The organism is Pseudomonas sp. ML96, from assembly GCF_000761545.1.
Lineage (GTDB): Bacteria > Pseudomonadota > Gammaproteobacteria > Pseudomonadales > Pseudomonadaceae > Aquipseudomonas.
Map to the genome: position 1 here is coordinate 17,099 of NZ_JPMY01000021.1, position 15,235 is coordinate 32,333.

The window sequence follows — 15,235 nt, forward strand, 5'->3', positions numbered from 1 at the left end:
AGCGCAAGACTCAGCGCAGCGTCGGCCCCTGGAAGCCCATCCACAGCGCCAGACGCTCGGCCACGCTGGTGCCGAGTTTCTTGGTGAAGCGGTCGAGCGGACTCTCTTCACGCGTGAAGTCGACGATGTCCTTGGCGCCGATCACCTCGCGCGCCACATAACTGCTGCTACCCAGCGCATCCACCAGACCCAACTCCAGCGCCTGCTCGCCCGACCAGACCAGCCCGGAGAACAGCTCCGGATGTCCGTCGACCTTGAGCCGATCGCCGCGCCCCTTCTTCACACTGTCGATGAACTGCTTGTGAGTGGTTTCCAGCACGCTCTGCCAGAAACGAGTTTCCTCTTCCTTCGGCGGCTGGAAGGGATCGAGGAAGGCCTTGTGCTCACCCGAGGTATAGACACGACGGTCGACACCAACCTTCTCCATCACCCCGACAAAGCCGAAAGTCGCCGCAGTAACACCGATGGAGCCAACCAGACTGGCCTTGTCGGCATAGATCTGATCGGCCGCACTGGCGATGTAGTAGGCCCCCGAGGCACCCAGATCACTGATCACCGCATAGACCTTGATGTCCGGATGCTCGCCACGCAGGCGCTTGATCTCGTCATAGATGTAGCCGGACTGCACCGGACTGCCGCCCGGGCTGTTGATACGCAGGACGATACCCTTGGTCTTCTCGTCCTCGAAGGCTGCGCGCAGGCTGCTGACGATATTGTCGGCACTGGCCTCTTCATCAGCCATGATCATGCCGCGCACTTCGATCAGCGCCGTATGCTGCTCCGCCAACGAAGCGGATTTACCCAGCTTCAGCGCCGGAGAGAACAGCGCCAGCGCCCCGAACAGGTAGGTGAAGGCCAGCAACTTGAAGAAGATCCCCCAGCGCCGCGCCCGACGCTGCTCGACTACGCCGGCCTGCAGCGTGTTCTCCAGCAGCTTCCAGGCTTTCTCGTCGCCCGACACTTTCCATTCATCAGACATACTCACCCACCTCGACAGTCGCAACGGACGCGCGCCCTTCCAGCCAGGCACGCAATTCGGAAAATTCGTTGATCGCCAGGCGCGGACCATGGGCGCGCAAGCTATCCAGCGGCTGCGCACCGAAGCCTACGGCCACCGAGTCCACCCCGGCATTACGCGCCATCAGCAGATCGAAAGACGAGTCACCCACCATCAACGCCCGCTCCGGCGCCACGGCGCAATGCGCCATGATCTCGTGCAGCATGCGCGGATGTGGCTTGCTGGCCGTCTCGTCGGCGCAGCGGGTGATGTCGAAATAATCCAGCCAGCCACGCCCCTCCAGCACCTTGTGCAGACCGCGACGACTCTTGCCGGTAGCCACGGCCAGGCGATAGCCCCGCTCGCGGAAGGACGCCAGCGCCTCCACCACCCCCGGGAACAGCGCCGAGGGCTCATTTTCCAACGCCATGTAGTGCTCGGCATAGCCGAGACGGAAGCGCTCGATCTGCGCCTCCTCACCCAACTGCGGGTAGAGCGTCTGAATGGCCTCCGGCAGACCGAGCCCGATGATGCCCTTGATCGCCTCATCGCTCAGCTGTGGCAAGCCGCACACATCAGCCGCCTGGCGCATGGACTCGACGATACGCCCGATCGAGTCGACCAGCGTGCCGTCCCAATCGAAGATCAGCAGCTGATAGTCAGGCACTAAGACGCTCCAGGGTCGCTTCCCACATATCGTCGACCGCCGCCTCAAGCTCCAGGCGCTGGCCATCCGGCAGTTCGATCTTCAACTGATAGGCATGCAGGAACAGGCGTTTGCCGCCCAGCTCACGGATTTCGCGAGTGAACTCCTCGTCACCGTACTTGGGGTCGCCAGCAATCGAATGCCCGGCGTGCTTGGCGTGCACACGAATCTGGTGTGTGCGCCCAGTGATGGGACTGGCCTCGACCAGGGTGGCGAACTCGCCGAAGCGGCGCAGCACGCGAAACTCGGTGAGCGCCTCCTTGCCCTCGGGATTGGCCTCGACCATGCGCTCACCGGAGCGCAGGTTGTTCTTCAGCAACGGTGCGGCGACCTTCTTCTTCGAGGTCGGCCAACTGCCGCGCACCAGCGCCATGTAGCGTTTGTCGACACCATCACCGCGCAGCGCCTCGTGCAGATGGCGCAGCATGCTGCGCTTCTTGGCGATCATCAGCAGGCCCGAGGTATCGCGATCCAGGCGGTGGACCAGCTCGATATCCTTGGCATCCGGGCGCAGCTGGCGGAAGGCCTCGATCACGCCATAATTCAGACCGCTACCGCCATGCACGGCAATGCCGGCCGGTTTGTTCAGCACGATCAGCGCCTTGTCTTCATAGACGATGGCCGCCTCGAGGCGCTCCAGCAGGCTCTGCGCCAGCGGTACCGGTTCGTCACGCTCAGCCAGGCGTAGCGGCGGAACCCGCACGATGTCTCCAGCCTGCAGCTTGTATTCGGGCTTGATCCGCCCTTTGTTCACCCGCACTTCGCCCTTGCGCAGGATGCGATAGATCAGGGTTTTCGGCACACCCTTGAGGCGGGCGAGGAGAAAATTATCGATACGCTGGCCGGCATGGTCCGGCGCAACCTCAAGCAGCTGGACGCCGGAGGTTGGAGAATTGTCTGTAGTCATGGCCGCGATCATAACAATTTTTTATGGAATTGAAGCACTTAATCATTACTGATATAGTCGCGAACGCCGCCAAAAGCGGCCCGGTCAGCGGATGATCGACAACACTGCCATCCCTACCGAGCGCAACCCTTTCAGGACGTGAGGCCGTCCGACGGGGCCCTCGCCGCACAGAGCGCGAAGAACCCCGGAAACAACGCCTTGAGCCAAAGAGGCTGGCACGCAGAAATCGCGGCCAGACTCGACAGACGCGCAGGCCCAGCCTGCGGTAATGCAAACCCGCTACGGATTCAGCGAGCGGCACCCGATTTCAGCGATACGTGTAGGGTGGAGATGCACAACCGTCGGACAGCGTAGCTACAGGCTTTACCAAGACGCTTCACATTCGTCCGCACCGACCGGTTGATTCCTCCCCTGACTGAGTGCTTCTGTCACCACAGCAAACAGGAGCGTAGTCGCGGCACCGGCCCTATTGGCCCGAGCCGCTAGACACTGGAGTGATTTACGACCACTCCTGAGCGCGCCCTGACACCGACCCTGAGAGTCGTGTGTGCCAAACGCCGTTTCCGGCAGCCCCGGAAACCATTGGTACAACATGAAAAGAATGCTGATCAACGCAACTCAGCCCGAAGAGTTGCGTGTCGCTCTGGTAGATGGCCAGAAGCTCTATGACCTGGACATCGAGTCCGGCGCCCGTGAGCAGAAGAAAGCCAACATCTACAAGGGCCGCATCACACGCGTCGAGCCCAGCCTCGAAGCGGCCTTCGTCGACTTCGGCGCCGAGCGCCACGGCTTCCTGCCCCTCAAAGAAATCTCCCGCGAATACTTCTCCAAGGCTCCCGAAGGCGGCCGCGTCAACATCAAGGAAGTATTGAAGGAAGGCCAGGAAGTCATCGTCCAGGTCGAGAAAGAAGAGCGTGGCAACAAGGGCGCCGCCCTGACCACCTTCATCAGCCTCGCCGGCCGCTACCTGGTCCTGATGCCGAACAACCCGCGCGCCGGTGGCATCTCCCGCCGCATCGAAGGCGAAGAGCGCAACGAACTGCGCGAAGCACTGAACGGCCTCAACGCCCCGGGCGACATGGGCCTGATCGTGCGCACCGCAGGCCTGGGCCGTTCCAGCGAAGAGCTGCAGCTCGACCTGGACTACCTGATCCAGCTGTGGACCGCGATCAAGGAAGCCTCCCAGGGCCGCGCCGCACCTTTCCTGATCTATCAGGAATCCAACGTGATCATCCGCGCCATCCGCGACTACCTGCGCCAGGACATCGGCGAAGTGCTGGTGGACAGCATCGAAGCCCAGGAAGAAGCCCTGGCCTTCATCCAGCAGGTCATGCCGCAGTACGCCAGCAAGATCAAGCTGTACGAAGACAGCGTACCGCTGTTCAACCGCTTCCAGATCGAAAGCCAGATCGAGACCGCCTTCCAGCGCGAAGTGAAGCTGCCGTCCGGCGGCTCCATCGTCATCGACCCGACCGAAGCCCTGGTGTCCATCGACATCAACTCGGCGCGTGCGACCAAAGGCGGCGACATCGAAGAAACCGCCCTGCAGACCAACCTGGAAGCGGCCGAAGAGATCGCCCGCCAGCTGCGCCTGCGCGACATCGGCGGCCTGATCGTGATCGACTTCATCGACATGACCCCAGCCAAGAACCAGCGCGCCGTGGAAGAGAAAGTCCGCGAAGCCCTGGAAGCCGACCGCGCCCGCGTTCAGGTCGGCCGCATCTCGCGCTTCGGCCTGCTGGAAATGTCCCGTCAGCGCCTGCGTCCGTCCTTGGGTGAAACCAGCGGCATCGTCTGCCCGCGTTGCAACGGCCAAGGCATCATCCGCGACGTCGAATCCCTGTCGCTGGCCATCCTGCGTCTGATCGAAGAAGAAGCCCTGAAGGACCGTACCGCCGAGGTTCGCGCCCAGGTACCGATCCCGGTTGCGGCCTTCCTGCTCAATGAGAAGCGCAACAGCATCACCAAGATCGAGCTGCGCACCCGTGCGCGCATCGTGATTCTGCCGAACGACCACCTGGAAACCCCGCACTTCGAAGTCCAGCGCCTGCGCGACGACAGCCCGGAAGTGATGAGCGGCCAATCCAGCTACGAAATGGCCGCGGCGGAAGTCGAAGACGCCCAACCAGCCAGCGCCACCCGCACCCTGGTCCGCCAGGAAGCTGCGCTGAAAACCACCCCGCCGCGCCCTGCCGCGCCGACTCCGGCTGCCCCGCTGGCACCGGCCGCCCCGATTCCGCAACCGAGCCTGTTCAAAGGCCTGGTCAAGGGTCTGGTCAGCCTGTTCGCCGGCAAGGAAGAAGAGCCGCAGCCGGTTGCCGAAGCCAAGCCCGCCGAGCGCAAGCCGCGCAGCGACGAGCGCCGTGGCAACCGCCAGCAGAACCGTCGCGATGGCCGTGGCAACCGCGAACGCGGTGAGCGCAGCGAGCGTGGCGAACGCGAAGAGCGTAAACCGCGTGAAGAGCGCCAGCCGCGCGAAGCCCGCGAGCCGCGTGAAGAACGCCAACCGCGTGAAGCCCGTGAAGAACGCCAGCCTCGCGAAGAGCGTCAACCACGCGAAGCCCGTGAGCCACGCGAGCCGCGTGAAGGTCAGGAAAACCGTCGCGAGCGTGGCGAGCGTCAGCCTCGCGAAGGCCGCGAGCCGCGCGAAGAGCGCCGCCGCGAGCTGCGTGAACCACTGGACACCGCCACTGGTGAAGGCCAGGAGCAACGCGCCGAGCGCAAGCCACGTGAAGAGCGCCAGCCGCGTCCGCCGCGTGAAGAGCAGCAACCGCGTACCGAGCAGCTGAATACCGAGGCTGCCGAGGAAGAAGTACTGGACAGCGCCGAGCAGCTGGAAGACGGCCAAGAGGCCGGCGAAGGCGGTGATCGTCCGCGCCGCCGCTCCCGTGGCCAGCGTCGCCGCAGCAACCGCCGCGAGCGCCTGCGCGATGCCGATGGCAACCCGATCGTCGACGACGGCGAAGAGGCTGTAGAAGCCGCCGAAGCCGGCAACGAAGGCGCTACCACTACCGCAGCAGAAAGCGCCGCCGTAGCCGTAGCCGCTGCCGTTACCGTGGCGACCGAGGAAGCTCTGGCTCAGCCGGAACAAGCTCCGGCAGCCGAGCCAGTGCAGCCAGCCGAAGTCAGCGTAGCGGTCGAAGAGCCCACTCCTGCCCCGGCCATCGTTGCCGAGCCGGTAGCTGAGCCGGTAGCTGAGCCGGTAGCTGAGCCGGTGGTGAAAGTAGCCCCGGTCGAGCAGGCTCCGGTCGCTTCGGTTGTCGAAGCTCCGGCTGCCGTTGTCGAAGCCGCGCCCGTGGAGGCCGCTCCGGCAGCCGCCGCACAGAGCAGCGGTGGTCGTGCGCCGAACGATCCGCGTGAAGTACGTCGCCGTCAGCAGGAGGCCGCCCGCCTCGCTGCCGAAGCCGCCGCCGCACCTCAAGTGGTCGAAGCTGCACCGGTAGAAGTCGTTGCTGCCCCGGTTGTTGAAAGCATCGTGGAGGCCGCACCGGCCGAAGTGGTTGCCGAACCAGCCGCCGAAGTGGTCGAGGAAGCCCCTCAAGCCGCCCCGAGCGAGCCGACCCGCGACGAGCCTGTGGCTGAGCAGGCAGAAGCTGTCACCGAAACCGCCCCGCAGGTGGAAGAGGAAGAGAGCAAGCCGCAGGTCTAAGATCAGCGGCACAAGAAAAAGGGGATGCTTCGGCATCCCCTTTTTCGTTTCTGCTCGTTATGTTTTTGATCTCTCTCCATGCCCTGGGCAGGACATGACGATCATTCACACAATCGGCAGAGACAGCTGTTGATGTAGACAGGAGTGGCACCCTACCCCCTAGCGCTTCTCACGGCACCTGCTGGCGAGCGCGAACACCGGCAGGCTCTCAGAGCACGTTGGGCTCTATCTCCAGCAGGACGCCGAAGCGCTGCTCGATATCCGCCTGGATGCGCCGAGCCAATGCCAGCAACTGCCCACCCGACGCCGCACCGTAGTTGACCAGCACCAGGGCCTGCAGACGATGCACACCGGCATCGCCCTCACGGAAGCCCTTCCACCCTGCCCGTTCGATCAGCCAGCCGGCCGCGAGCTTGACCTGCCCCTCGCCCGCCGGATAGCTGACCAGATCGGCATGCTCAGCGCGAATGCGCTCGGCCAGTGCCGCCGGCACCACCGGGTTCTTGAAGAAACTACCGGCATTGCCCAACTCGGCCGGGTCGGGCAGTTTCTCGCTGCGGATGGCGCAGATGGCGCGACTGACATCGCGCGCCGTCGGCGCCTCGACGCCTTCCTGCTGCAAACGTTGGTGCACCGGACCGTAGTCCAGATGCAGGTCGGTCTTGCGACTCAGGGCAAAACGCACACGTAGGATCAGCCAGCGCCCCGGCTGCTGCTTGAACAGGCTGTCGCGGTAAGCGAAGGCGCACTCGTCCAGACCGAACTCGCGTAGCTCGCCGCTCTGGCGATCCAACGCGGTCAGCCCGGCGAACACGTCCTTGATTTCCACACCATAGGCGCCGATGTTCTGCATCGGTGCGGCGCCGACGGTGCCGGGGATCAGACTGAGGTTCTCCAGGCCGGCCAAGCCCTGTTCGAGACTCCAGAGCACGAAGGGATGCCAAGGCTCACCGGCTTCGGCCTCCACTACGACCCGCTCGCCGTCGTCATTGAGGATATGCAGACCACGACTGGCGATGCGCAGCACCAGAGCCTCGACATTCGCGGTCAGCAGCAGGTTGCTGCCGCCACCGATAGGTAGCAGCGGCAGGCCACGGCGCTCGGCCTCGGCCAGCGCCTGGCGTACTTCGTCGTCGTCTCGCGCCTCGGCGAACAGCCGCGCCTCGACATCGACGCCGAAGGTGTTGAACGGCTTGAGGGAAAACGATTGATTCAATTGCAGGCTCACAGGCGCCCCTTGATCTCGACAAGCAGCGCGTCACTGGCCTGCTCGATCAGGTCGAGAACCTGCTCGAAGCCATCGGCGCCGCCGTAATAGGGGTCGGGCACCTCGTCCAGCGCCAGCTGGTAGCGACGCAGGAACAGATCCAGCTCGGCGCCGCCCGTGGCGGGCCGCAGTGCCTGCAGACGAGCCAGGTTGTCATGATCCATGGCCAGGATCAGGTCGAACCCGTGAAAGTCCTCACGCTGCACCTGGCGCGCGCGCAGGCTCGACAGGTCATAGCCGCGAGTCAGCGCCGCCTGGCTGGAGCGGCCGTCCGGCGCCTTGCCGACATGCCAGTCGCCGGTGCCGGCAGAGTCCACCGTCACCAGCTCGTGCAAGCCGGCCTGCGCCAGACGATGACGGAACACCCCCTCGGCCGTGGGCGAGCGACAGATATTGCCCATGCAGACGAACAGAACGCGCATCAGGCCCCCAGCAGGTGACGCACCCGCTCCAGGTCTTCCGGCGTATCGACGCCAGCAGCCGGCGCCTCGAAGGCATCGGCCACATGGATGCGCACACCGTGCCACAGGGCCCGCAGTTGCTCCAGGCACTCGGTGTCTTCCAGCCAGCACGGGCCCCAGGCGACGAAGTCATGCAGGAAGCCGGCACGGTAGGCGTAGATGCCGATGTGGCGGCGATACGGCACGCCCTCCGGCAGCACGTCGCGGCTCTTGGCGAAGGCATCGCGAGCCCAGGCCAATGGCGCGCGGCTGAAGGTCAGGGCCAGGCCGGTCTTGTCCGCCACCACCTTGACCACATTGGGATTGAACAGCGCGGCGACATCCTCGATCGGTTCGGCCAGCGTAGCGATGGCGGCCTGCGGGTTGGCGGCCAGGTTGGCGGCCACCTGATCGATGATGCTCGGCGGAATCAGCGGCTCGTCGCCCTGCACGTTGACCACGATGGCGTCATTGGCCAGGCCGAGCTGGCTGGCCACTTCGGCCAGGCGATCGGTACCGGAGTTGTGGTCGATACGGGTCAGCAGCACTTCGGCGCCGAAACCCTGGCACGCCTCGAAGATGCGCGCATCGTCGGTGGCGATCACCACGCGGCTTGCGGAGCTCTTTTTCGCCTGCGCCCACACATGCTGGACCATGGGCTTGCCGGCGATGTCCTGCAGCGGCTTGCCCTGCAGGCGGCTGGAGGCGTAGCGGGCGGGAATGACAACGGTGAAGTCGGTCATTTACTTGTCCAGGCGCTCATCGACGCTGAGGGTGCGCGCCTCGCTCTCCAGCATCACCGGGATGCCGTCGCGAATCGGGTAGGCCAGGCCGGCGCCCTTGCTGATCAGCTCGGATTTGTCTTCGGAGAGCTGCAGCGGGCCCTTGCATACCGGGCAGGCCAGGATGTCGAGCAGTTTGGGGTCCATGAAGGATTCCTCGGAGAGGTTGTGAACGGCGAAAACGTCAGGGTCGGGCAGATGGCAGGCGGCTCAGCCGCTGGTCGAACCAGGCGATGAAGGCAGGCGAAGGCGCCGCATCCACGGCCAGGTACCACCAGTCGGCGGCGGCGAAGGCCCGGCATTTCACCGCATCCTTCTCGGTCATCACCAGCGGCAGCGCGGGGCTGAACTGCAGGGCCTCGGAACTGAAGCAGGCGTGATCGGCGAAGGGATGCGCGATCGGCCGCCAGTTTAGCGCTTCGAGGGTATTGAAGAAACGCTGCGGGTTACCGATGCCGGCCACCGCGTGGACCTGCTGGCCCGGTGCGAAGTGGTCGAGACCGACACGCTCGCCACTGCGCAGGTTGATCAACGCGGTCGGCCGCAGTTGCAGGGCGTAGCCCTCCTCACCGTCCTCGGCCGCGCCATTGCGCAGCACCGCATCGACCTCGGCCAGGCGCTCGGCCGGCTCACGCAGGGGACCGGCCGGCAGGCAGCGGCCATTGCCCAGGCCGCGCGCGGCGTCCACCAGCACCAGCTCGATGTCACGGGCCAGGCGGTAATGCTGCAGACCGTCGTCGCAGAGGATCAGGTCAAGCGCCTCCTGCTCGAGCAGGGCCTGCACGGCGCGGGCGCGTTGCGGATCGATCACCAGCGGCACGCCACTGCGCTGGACGATCAGCAGCGGCTCATCGCCAGCGTGGCCAGCCGGATCGTCCGCACGCACCCTCCAGGGCAGTTGCGGCGGCGTGGCGCCATAGCCGCGGCTGACCACGCCGACGCGCAGGCCGCGCGCACGACAATGCTCGATCAGCCAGAGAATCATGGGCGTCTTGCCGGTACCACCGACGGTGACGTTGCCGACCACCAGCACCGGCACCGGCGCGCGATAGATATCGCCCTCACCCGCCAGGAAGGCGCGGCGCTTGCCCTGCACCACCCGGCGGTACAGCCACTCCAGCGGGCGCAGCAGCGTCAGGGCCGGATGGCCTTGGTACCAGGCGGCAGTGAGCCGGTCGGCGAGGCTCAAGGCTTGGCCCCGGCCTCGACCGTGGTGATACGCAGGTGGGAGAAGCCCAGCTTGCCGGCCGCGTCCATGGCAGTGATCACCGCCTGGTGCGGGGTCTTGGCGTCGGCACTGATGGACAGCGGCAGGCTGTTGTCGCCGCCGGACTCCTTGCCCAGCGCCGCCATCAGGCCGTCTAGATCACTCTTGAGCAGTGCCTGGCCATTGAGCGAATAGCTGCCCTCGGCACTGATCAGCACTTCCATCTGCTTCAGTGCGGTGTCTTCCGGCGGCGTGCCGCTGGCGGCTTCCGGCAGGTCGACCTTGAGCTGGGTCTCGCGGGTGAAGGTGGTGGTGACCACGAAGAACAGCAGCAGGATGAACACCACGTCGATCAGCGACGCCAGGTTGATCTCGACGTTGTTCTCCCGCTGTTTGCGCCGGAACTTCACGCCTTCTTGACCTCTTTGCGAGCTTCCTTCGGCGCGGGAGCGCTACCGTTGCCCAGGTCGACGTCACGGTCGCCCTGCACCACTTCCACCAACTTGATCGCCTCCTGCTCCATGCCGACCACCAGCTCGTCGACGCGGCGCACCAGGAAACGGTGGAAGAACAGCGCCGGGATGGCCACGAACAGGCCGGCGGCGGTGGTGATCAGAGCCTTGGCGATACCGCCGGCGAGCACCGAGGCGTTGGCCATGCTGGTGCCCATAAAGGCGCTGAAGATATCGATCATGCCCAGCACGGTGCCGAGCAGGCCGAGCAGCGGCGCGATACCGGCGATGGTGCCGAGGGTATTCAGGTAGCGCTCGAGATCATGAATGACGCGGGCGGCGGCTTCCTCGATGCACTCCTTCATGATCTCGCGACCATGCTTGGAGTTGGCCAGGCCGGCGGCGAGGATCTGCCCCAGCGGCGAGTTGGCGCGCAGCTCCTTGAGCTTGTCGTTGGTCAGCTTCTTTTCCTTGATCCACAGCCACACCTGGCCCAGCAGATGGGGCGGCGCGATACGGCTGGCGCGAAGGGTCCAGAGGCGCTCGGCAGTGATGGCGGCGGCGACGATAGAACTCAGAATGATCGGCAGCATCATCCAGCCGCCAGATTTGACCAGCTCCCACACGGTAGAGAATCCCCCTCGGAAAAGTGGCGCCACTCTAGCATAGGGTCAGGCCGGCGCAGACCATCCGGGTTCTCATTTTTCCCGCCAGAAACGCGCACGCTGGCGCCAGCCGACAACGCCCTCTCCGGTGCCCAGCAACAGACGCAGCGCGCCCTGCTCGGCGCTGTCGTGCAGGGCAATGCCGCGCGCCTGGTAACGCGCCAGCACACCCGGATGCGGATGGCCGAAAGGGTTGTGCCAGCCGCGCGAAAGTAGGGCCGCATGCGGCTGCACCGCATCGAGGAACACGCCAGACGAGGAACTGCGGCTGCCATGGTGCGGCACCTGCAGCCAATCGGCACGCAGCTCGGGACCCAGTTCGAGCAGCGCCCGCTCAGTCCGCGCATCGATATCGCCGGTCAGCAACAGGCTTTCCCCCACGGCTTGCACCTTGAGCAGGCACGAGGCCTGGTTGCCCTGCTCTGCCTGCGACCAGCGCCAGGTGGTGAAGCGCACACCATCCCAATCCCAGCTGGCGCCATCGACACAGGGCTGCGCCTGCAACTGAGCCGGCAACTCTGCTGCCTCGCCACTCAGTACCCGCCCCACGGGCATACCGCGCGCCATCGCCCCGGCGCCACCGGAGTGATCGCTGTCGGCATGGCTGAGCAACATCAGATCAAGCCGCCCCACGCCGAGCTGGCGCAGCGAAGGCAGCACCACGCGCTCGCCCAGATCGAAGTCGCCGAAACGCGGCCCAGCGTCATACAGCAGCGCATGCTCGCGGGTGCGCACCAGCACCGCCAGGCCCTGGCCGACATCCAGCTGCCAGACCTCCGCCTGCCCCGGTTCAATCTGCTCGCGCGGCGGCAGAAACAGCGCCAGAACCAGCACCAAGCCCAAGGCGCGCGCCGGTACGCCCGATGGCGCCAGGCAGAGCAGCACGCCCAGACTGCCGAGCAACCAACACCAGAGCGGGACCGCCGTCGGCAACCAGGCCGGCAGCAGCGCCGCGATCCACGCCAGCGCCAGGAACAGCAGCTCCAGTAGTCCGCCGGCCAGCCACAGAATCGCCTCGCCCAGCCAGGGCACCGGCAAGAACAGCGTGCCAAGTAGTGCCAGCGGTACCACCAGCAGGCTGACCCAGGGCACCGCCAGCAGATTGGCCAGCGGGCCGCTCAGGCTGAGCGGCAGGCCGAGGGCGAAAAACAGCGGTAGCAGCCCCAACGCCAGGGTCCATTGGGCACGCCACCAGACCCGCCACCAGGACCAGGCGCCGAGCCTGCCGCCAAACACCCAGGCGAGCACCGCCACCGCGCCGAATGACAGCCAGAAGCCCGCCTGCAGGCTGGCCAATGGTTCGACCAGCAACACCAGGACAAAGGCCAGCAGCAGCGGCCACCACAGGCCGAGATGGCGAAAGCGCAGGCGCCAGAGCAGGACCAGGGCGACCATCACGCAGGCTCGCCGCACCGGCACCTCGAACCCCGCCAACAGGCCATAGCCCAGCGCCCCGGCGAAGGCCAGGCCGCAGGCCCAAGGCAGCCAGGGCAATGCACGCGGCCACAGCCCCAGGCGGAAAGCGCCCGCGACCAAGCCATAGAGCAGCGCCGCCAGCATGGCCACATGCTGACCGGAGATCACCAGCAGATGCACGGTGCCGGTGTCCTGCAGCACCTTCCAGTCGGCGCGACTCAGCCCGGAGTCGTCGCCCAGCACCAGCGCGGCCAAGCCGCCGGCACGGCCGTGCGCCTCGACGCTCAGCAGGCGCTGGCGCAGCTGATCGCGCCAGGCGGCAGGACCATTCGCCGCGCCCAGGCGCTCGCCCTGCTTGACCGTACCGGTAGCGCCGATGCGCTGGGCGAGCAACCAGGCCTCGTAATCGAAGCCTTGCGGATTGACCAGGCCACGCGGGCGCTTGAGCTTGACCGCCAGGCGCCAGCGCTCGCCCGCCTGCAGTGGCGGGCCGTCGTACCAGGCCAGGCGCATACGCTGCGGCAGGCGATGCGCCCGTGTACTGGCCTCCTCCAGCTGGAAACGCACCACGCCCTCCCCCATCTCCGCCAAGCCGGCGACTTGCCCCTCCAGCCATAGGGTGCGCCCATCCAGGTCTACAGACAGGCGATCATCCAGGGCCAGCTGTGCGCTGGCGCAAGCCCAGGCGAAGCCGAGCAGAAAAAAAGCCACGGGATAGCTGCGCCAGGGCAGCAACATCAGTGCGATTGGCAGCAACGCCAGCAACTGCCAGGTCGCCGGCAGCTGTGGCAAGAACGGCAGGCAGGCCAGGCCTGCGGCCAGCGCGAGCATCCCTGTGCGCATCGTTTTCCCATCCTTGGGTTATCGGTTGTCACAATGCGGCCAAACCCGCCTGCGACCATCGGTGCATAATAGCCGCTCGTGTTTTTCGAGACTGCCCATGCCTCGCCGCCTATTCAAACGCTACATGCCCAATCCGGACATGATCCGGGAGCACAAGTCGCTACGCTTCCTCGGTACCCTGCTGCACGATCCCAACCTCTGGCACCTGAACCGCCACTCGGTGGCGCGTGCCATGGCTGCAGGTCTGTTCGCCGCCTTCATCCCGGCCCCCGCGCAGATGCTGATCGCCGCCTGCCTGGCGATTCCGATCCGCGCCAACCTGCCGATCTCGGTGGGTCTGGTCTGGCTGACCAACCCCTTCACCATGCCGCCGATCTTCTACTGCACCTACAAGATGGGCAGCTGGCTGCTCGGCATTCCGCCGATGGAGCTGCCGGACGAACTGACCTGGGAGTGGATCAGCGGCGAGCTGAGCATCGTCTGGAAGCCCTTCCTGCTCGGCTCGGTGGTCACCGGCGCGCTGCTCGGCGCCCTGGCCTACGCCACCACCATGCTGTATTGGCGCTGGTGGGTCGCACACAGCTGGCGCAAGCGCGCCGAACGCCGTCGGCAAGCCGCCGACCAATAAAAGAAAACGCCGCTGTTCAGCGGCGTTTTTCTTATTCGTAACGCAGGGCCTCGGCCGGCTGCGTGCGCGATGCGCGCCAGGACGGATACAGCGTGGCGAGGAAGCTCATGGTCAGCGCCGCAGTGCAGATCAGTAGCACATCCAGGCCACGCAGATCAGACGGCAGGCTGCTGATGAAGTACACGTCCGAGCTGAACACATGGGTACCGGCCGCGCGCTCCAGCCAGGCGACCCAACCGCTGATATTGAGGGCGACGATCACGCCCAGCACGCCACCGACCAGGGTACCGATGCAGCCGATCACAGTGCCCTGGACCATGAACACCGTCATGATCTGCCCCGGCGTGGCGCCCAGGGTACGCAGGATGGCGATGTCCGCACGCTTGTCGGCGACCACCATGATCAGCGTGGCGATGATGTTGAACGCGGCCACCGCGATGATCAGTAGCAGGAGCAGGCCGATCATGGTCTTCTCCATCTGCATGGCGCTGAACAGGCTGCCCTGGGTGCGCGTCCAGTCGACGGCCTTGAAGCCAGCGCCCAGCTCGCGGGCGATAGAGGCGGAAACCTGCGGCGCCTGGTACAGATCCTTGAGAGAAATGCGCACGCTCTGCACCTGACCTTCGGCCAAGCGCTGGATGCCGGAGGCATCGGCGATATGGATCAGCGCCAGGCTGCCATCGAGCTCGGCGCCGACCTTGAACACGCCGACCACAGACAGACGCAGCATGCGCGGGGTGATGCCACCCGCCGCGCCACTCAGCTCCGGCACGATCAGGGTCAGCTTGTCGCCCACGTTGAGACGGAAGCGCCGCGCGGTGATCTCACCGATCACCACGCCGAACTCGCCGGCCTTGAGGTCGGCCAGGTTGCCCTGGACCATGTGCTGACCGAGGATCGAGACCTTCGCCTCCTCGGCCGGGTCGATGCCGTTGACCTGCACCGGCTGCATGGTGCCCTTGTAGGAAAACATGCCATCCAGTTCGGCGAAGGGTGCGGCGCCGACCACCTCGGGATGCTTCATCGCCCGCGCCGCCACGGCCTGCCAGTCGTCCAGCGGCTGTTCGGCGCTGAGGGTCGCGTGCGGCACCATGCCGAGGATGCGCGAGCTCATTTCCTTCTGGAAACCGTTCATCACCGACAGCACCACGATCATCGCCAGCACGCCCAGGCCCAGGCCGATCATCGACGCCAGCGAGATGAACGAGATGTAGTGGTTGCGCCGCTTGGCGCGGGTGTAGCGAATACCGATGAAGAGCGAGAGGGGTCTGAACAT

The 15,235-nt window shown here is 65.6% G+C and carries 14 protein-coding genes; 2 read left to right on the forward strand and 12 right to left on the reverse strand.

Annotated elements, in window-relative coordinates:
* Window positions 1–10 precede the first annotated feature (10 nt).
* Genes sppA through rluC form a run of 3 tightly spaced genes read right to left on the reverse strand, consistent with a single transcriptional unit; the run spans window position 11 to window position 2,610 of the window.
* Window positions 11–979, reverse strand: coding sequence for a signal peptide peptidase SppA (sppA, locus tag IP89_RS13290; protein WP_043310040.1), 969 nt, complete (start codon window positions 977–979; stop codon window positions 11–13).
* Window positions 972–1,664, reverse strand: coding sequence for an HAD-IA family hydrolase (locus IP89_RS13295; protein WP_043310042.1), 693 nt, complete (start codon window positions 1,662–1,664; stop codon window positions 972–974). Before IP89_RS13295 ends, sppA begins: the two co-directional genes overlap by 8 nt.
* The gene (gene rluC, locus IP89_RS13300; RefSeq protein ID WP_043310108.1) at window positions 1,657–2,610 is read right to left on the reverse strand and encodes a 23S rRNA pseudouridine(955/2504/2580) synthase RluC; all 954 of its coding nucleotides are present in this window, start codon (window positions 2,608–2,610) and stop codon (window positions 1,657–1,659) included. Before rluC ends, IP89_RS13295 begins: the two co-directional genes overlap by 8 nt.
* A 592-nt stretch (window positions 2,611–3,202) precedes the next feature.
* Between rluC and rne the strand changes: the two genes are divergently transcribed.
* Window positions 3,203–6,259 (forward strand): ribonuclease E, encoded by a 3,057-nt coding sequence (gene rne / locus IP89_RS13305; RefSeq protein WP_081963245.1) that lies wholly within the window; start codon window positions 3,203–3,205, stop codon window positions 6,257–6,259.
* Between the two features lie 208 nt (window positions 6,260–6,467).
* On the opposite strand, the gene murB is transcribed toward rne, so the two are convergent.
* The 8 genes from murB to IP89_RS13345 form a co-directional block, all read right to left on the reverse strand.
* Entirely contained in the window at window positions 6,468–7,487 is a 1,020-nt protein-coding gene (gene murB / locus IP89_RS13310; protein WP_043310045.1) for a UDP-N-acetylmuramate dehydrogenase, read from the reverse strand.
* Entirely contained in the window at window positions 7,484–7,948 is a 465-nt protein-coding gene (locus IP89_RS13315; protein ID WP_043310046.1) for a low molecular weight protein-tyrosine-phosphatase, read from the reverse strand. The genes murB and IP89_RS13315 overlap by 4 nt, the downstream gene beginning before the upstream one ends.
* Window positions 7,948–8,709, reverse strand: coding sequence for a 3-deoxy-manno-octulosonate cytidylyltransferase (gene kdsB, locus IP89_RS13320; protein ID WP_043310047.1), 762 nt, complete (start codon window positions 8,707–8,709; stop codon window positions 7,948–7,950). The genes IP89_RS13315 and kdsB overlap by 1 nt, the downstream gene beginning before the upstream one ends.
* Window positions 8,710–8,895 (reverse strand): Trm112 family protein, encoded by a 186-nt coding sequence (locus IP89_RS13325; RefSeq protein ID WP_043310048.1) that lies wholly within the window; start codon window positions 8,893–8,895, stop codon window positions 8,710–8,712.
* A gap of 37 nt (window positions 8,896–8,932) precedes the next feature.
* Entirely contained in the window at window positions 8,933–9,937 is a 1,005-nt protein-coding gene (lpxK, locus tag IP89_RS13330; protein ID WP_043310049.1) for a tetraacyldisaccharide 4'-kinase, read from the reverse strand.
* Window positions 9,934–10,365, reverse strand: a complete 432-nt coding sequence (locus tag IP89_RS13335) for a biopolymer transporter ExbD (protein ID WP_043310050.1) — start codon at window positions 10,363–10,365, stop codon at window positions 9,934–9,936. Before IP89_RS13335 ends, lpxK begins: the two co-directional genes overlap by 4 nt.
* Window positions 10,362–11,033: a MotA/TolQ/ExbB proton channel family protein gene (locus IP89_RS13340; protein ID WP_052081073.1), complete on the reverse strand. Its 672-nt coding sequence runs from the start codon at window positions 11,031–11,033 to the stop codon at window positions 10,362–10,364. Before IP89_RS13340 ends, IP89_RS13335 begins: the two co-directional genes overlap by 4 nt.
* 72 nt (window positions 11,034–11,105) lie before the next feature.
* A complete protein-coding gene (locus IP89_RS13345; protein ID WP_043310051.1) occupies window positions 11,106–13,331 on the reverse strand; it encodes a DNA internalization-related competence protein ComEC/Rec2 in 2,226 nt (741 codons plus the stop codon).
* Between the two features lie 97 nt (window positions 13,332–13,428).
* Between IP89_RS13345 and IP89_RS13350 the strand changes: the two genes are divergently transcribed.
* Window positions 13,429–13,959 carry a DUF2062 domain-containing protein gene (locus IP89_RS13350; RefSeq protein WP_043310052.1) on the forward strand — a complete coding sequence of 177 codons (531 nt, stop codon included), beginning with the start codon at window positions 13,429–13,431 and terminating at the stop codon, window positions 13,957–13,959.
* 31 nt (window positions 13,960–13,990) lie between these two features.
* Here the strand turns inward: IP89_RS13350 and IP89_RS13355 are convergent, their stop codons facing one another.
* Complete coding sequence (locus IP89_RS13355) at window positions 13,991–15,235, reverse strand: lipoprotein-releasing ABC transporter permease subunit (protein WP_043310053.1); 1,245 nt, start codon at window positions 15,233–15,235, stop codon at window positions 13,991–13,993.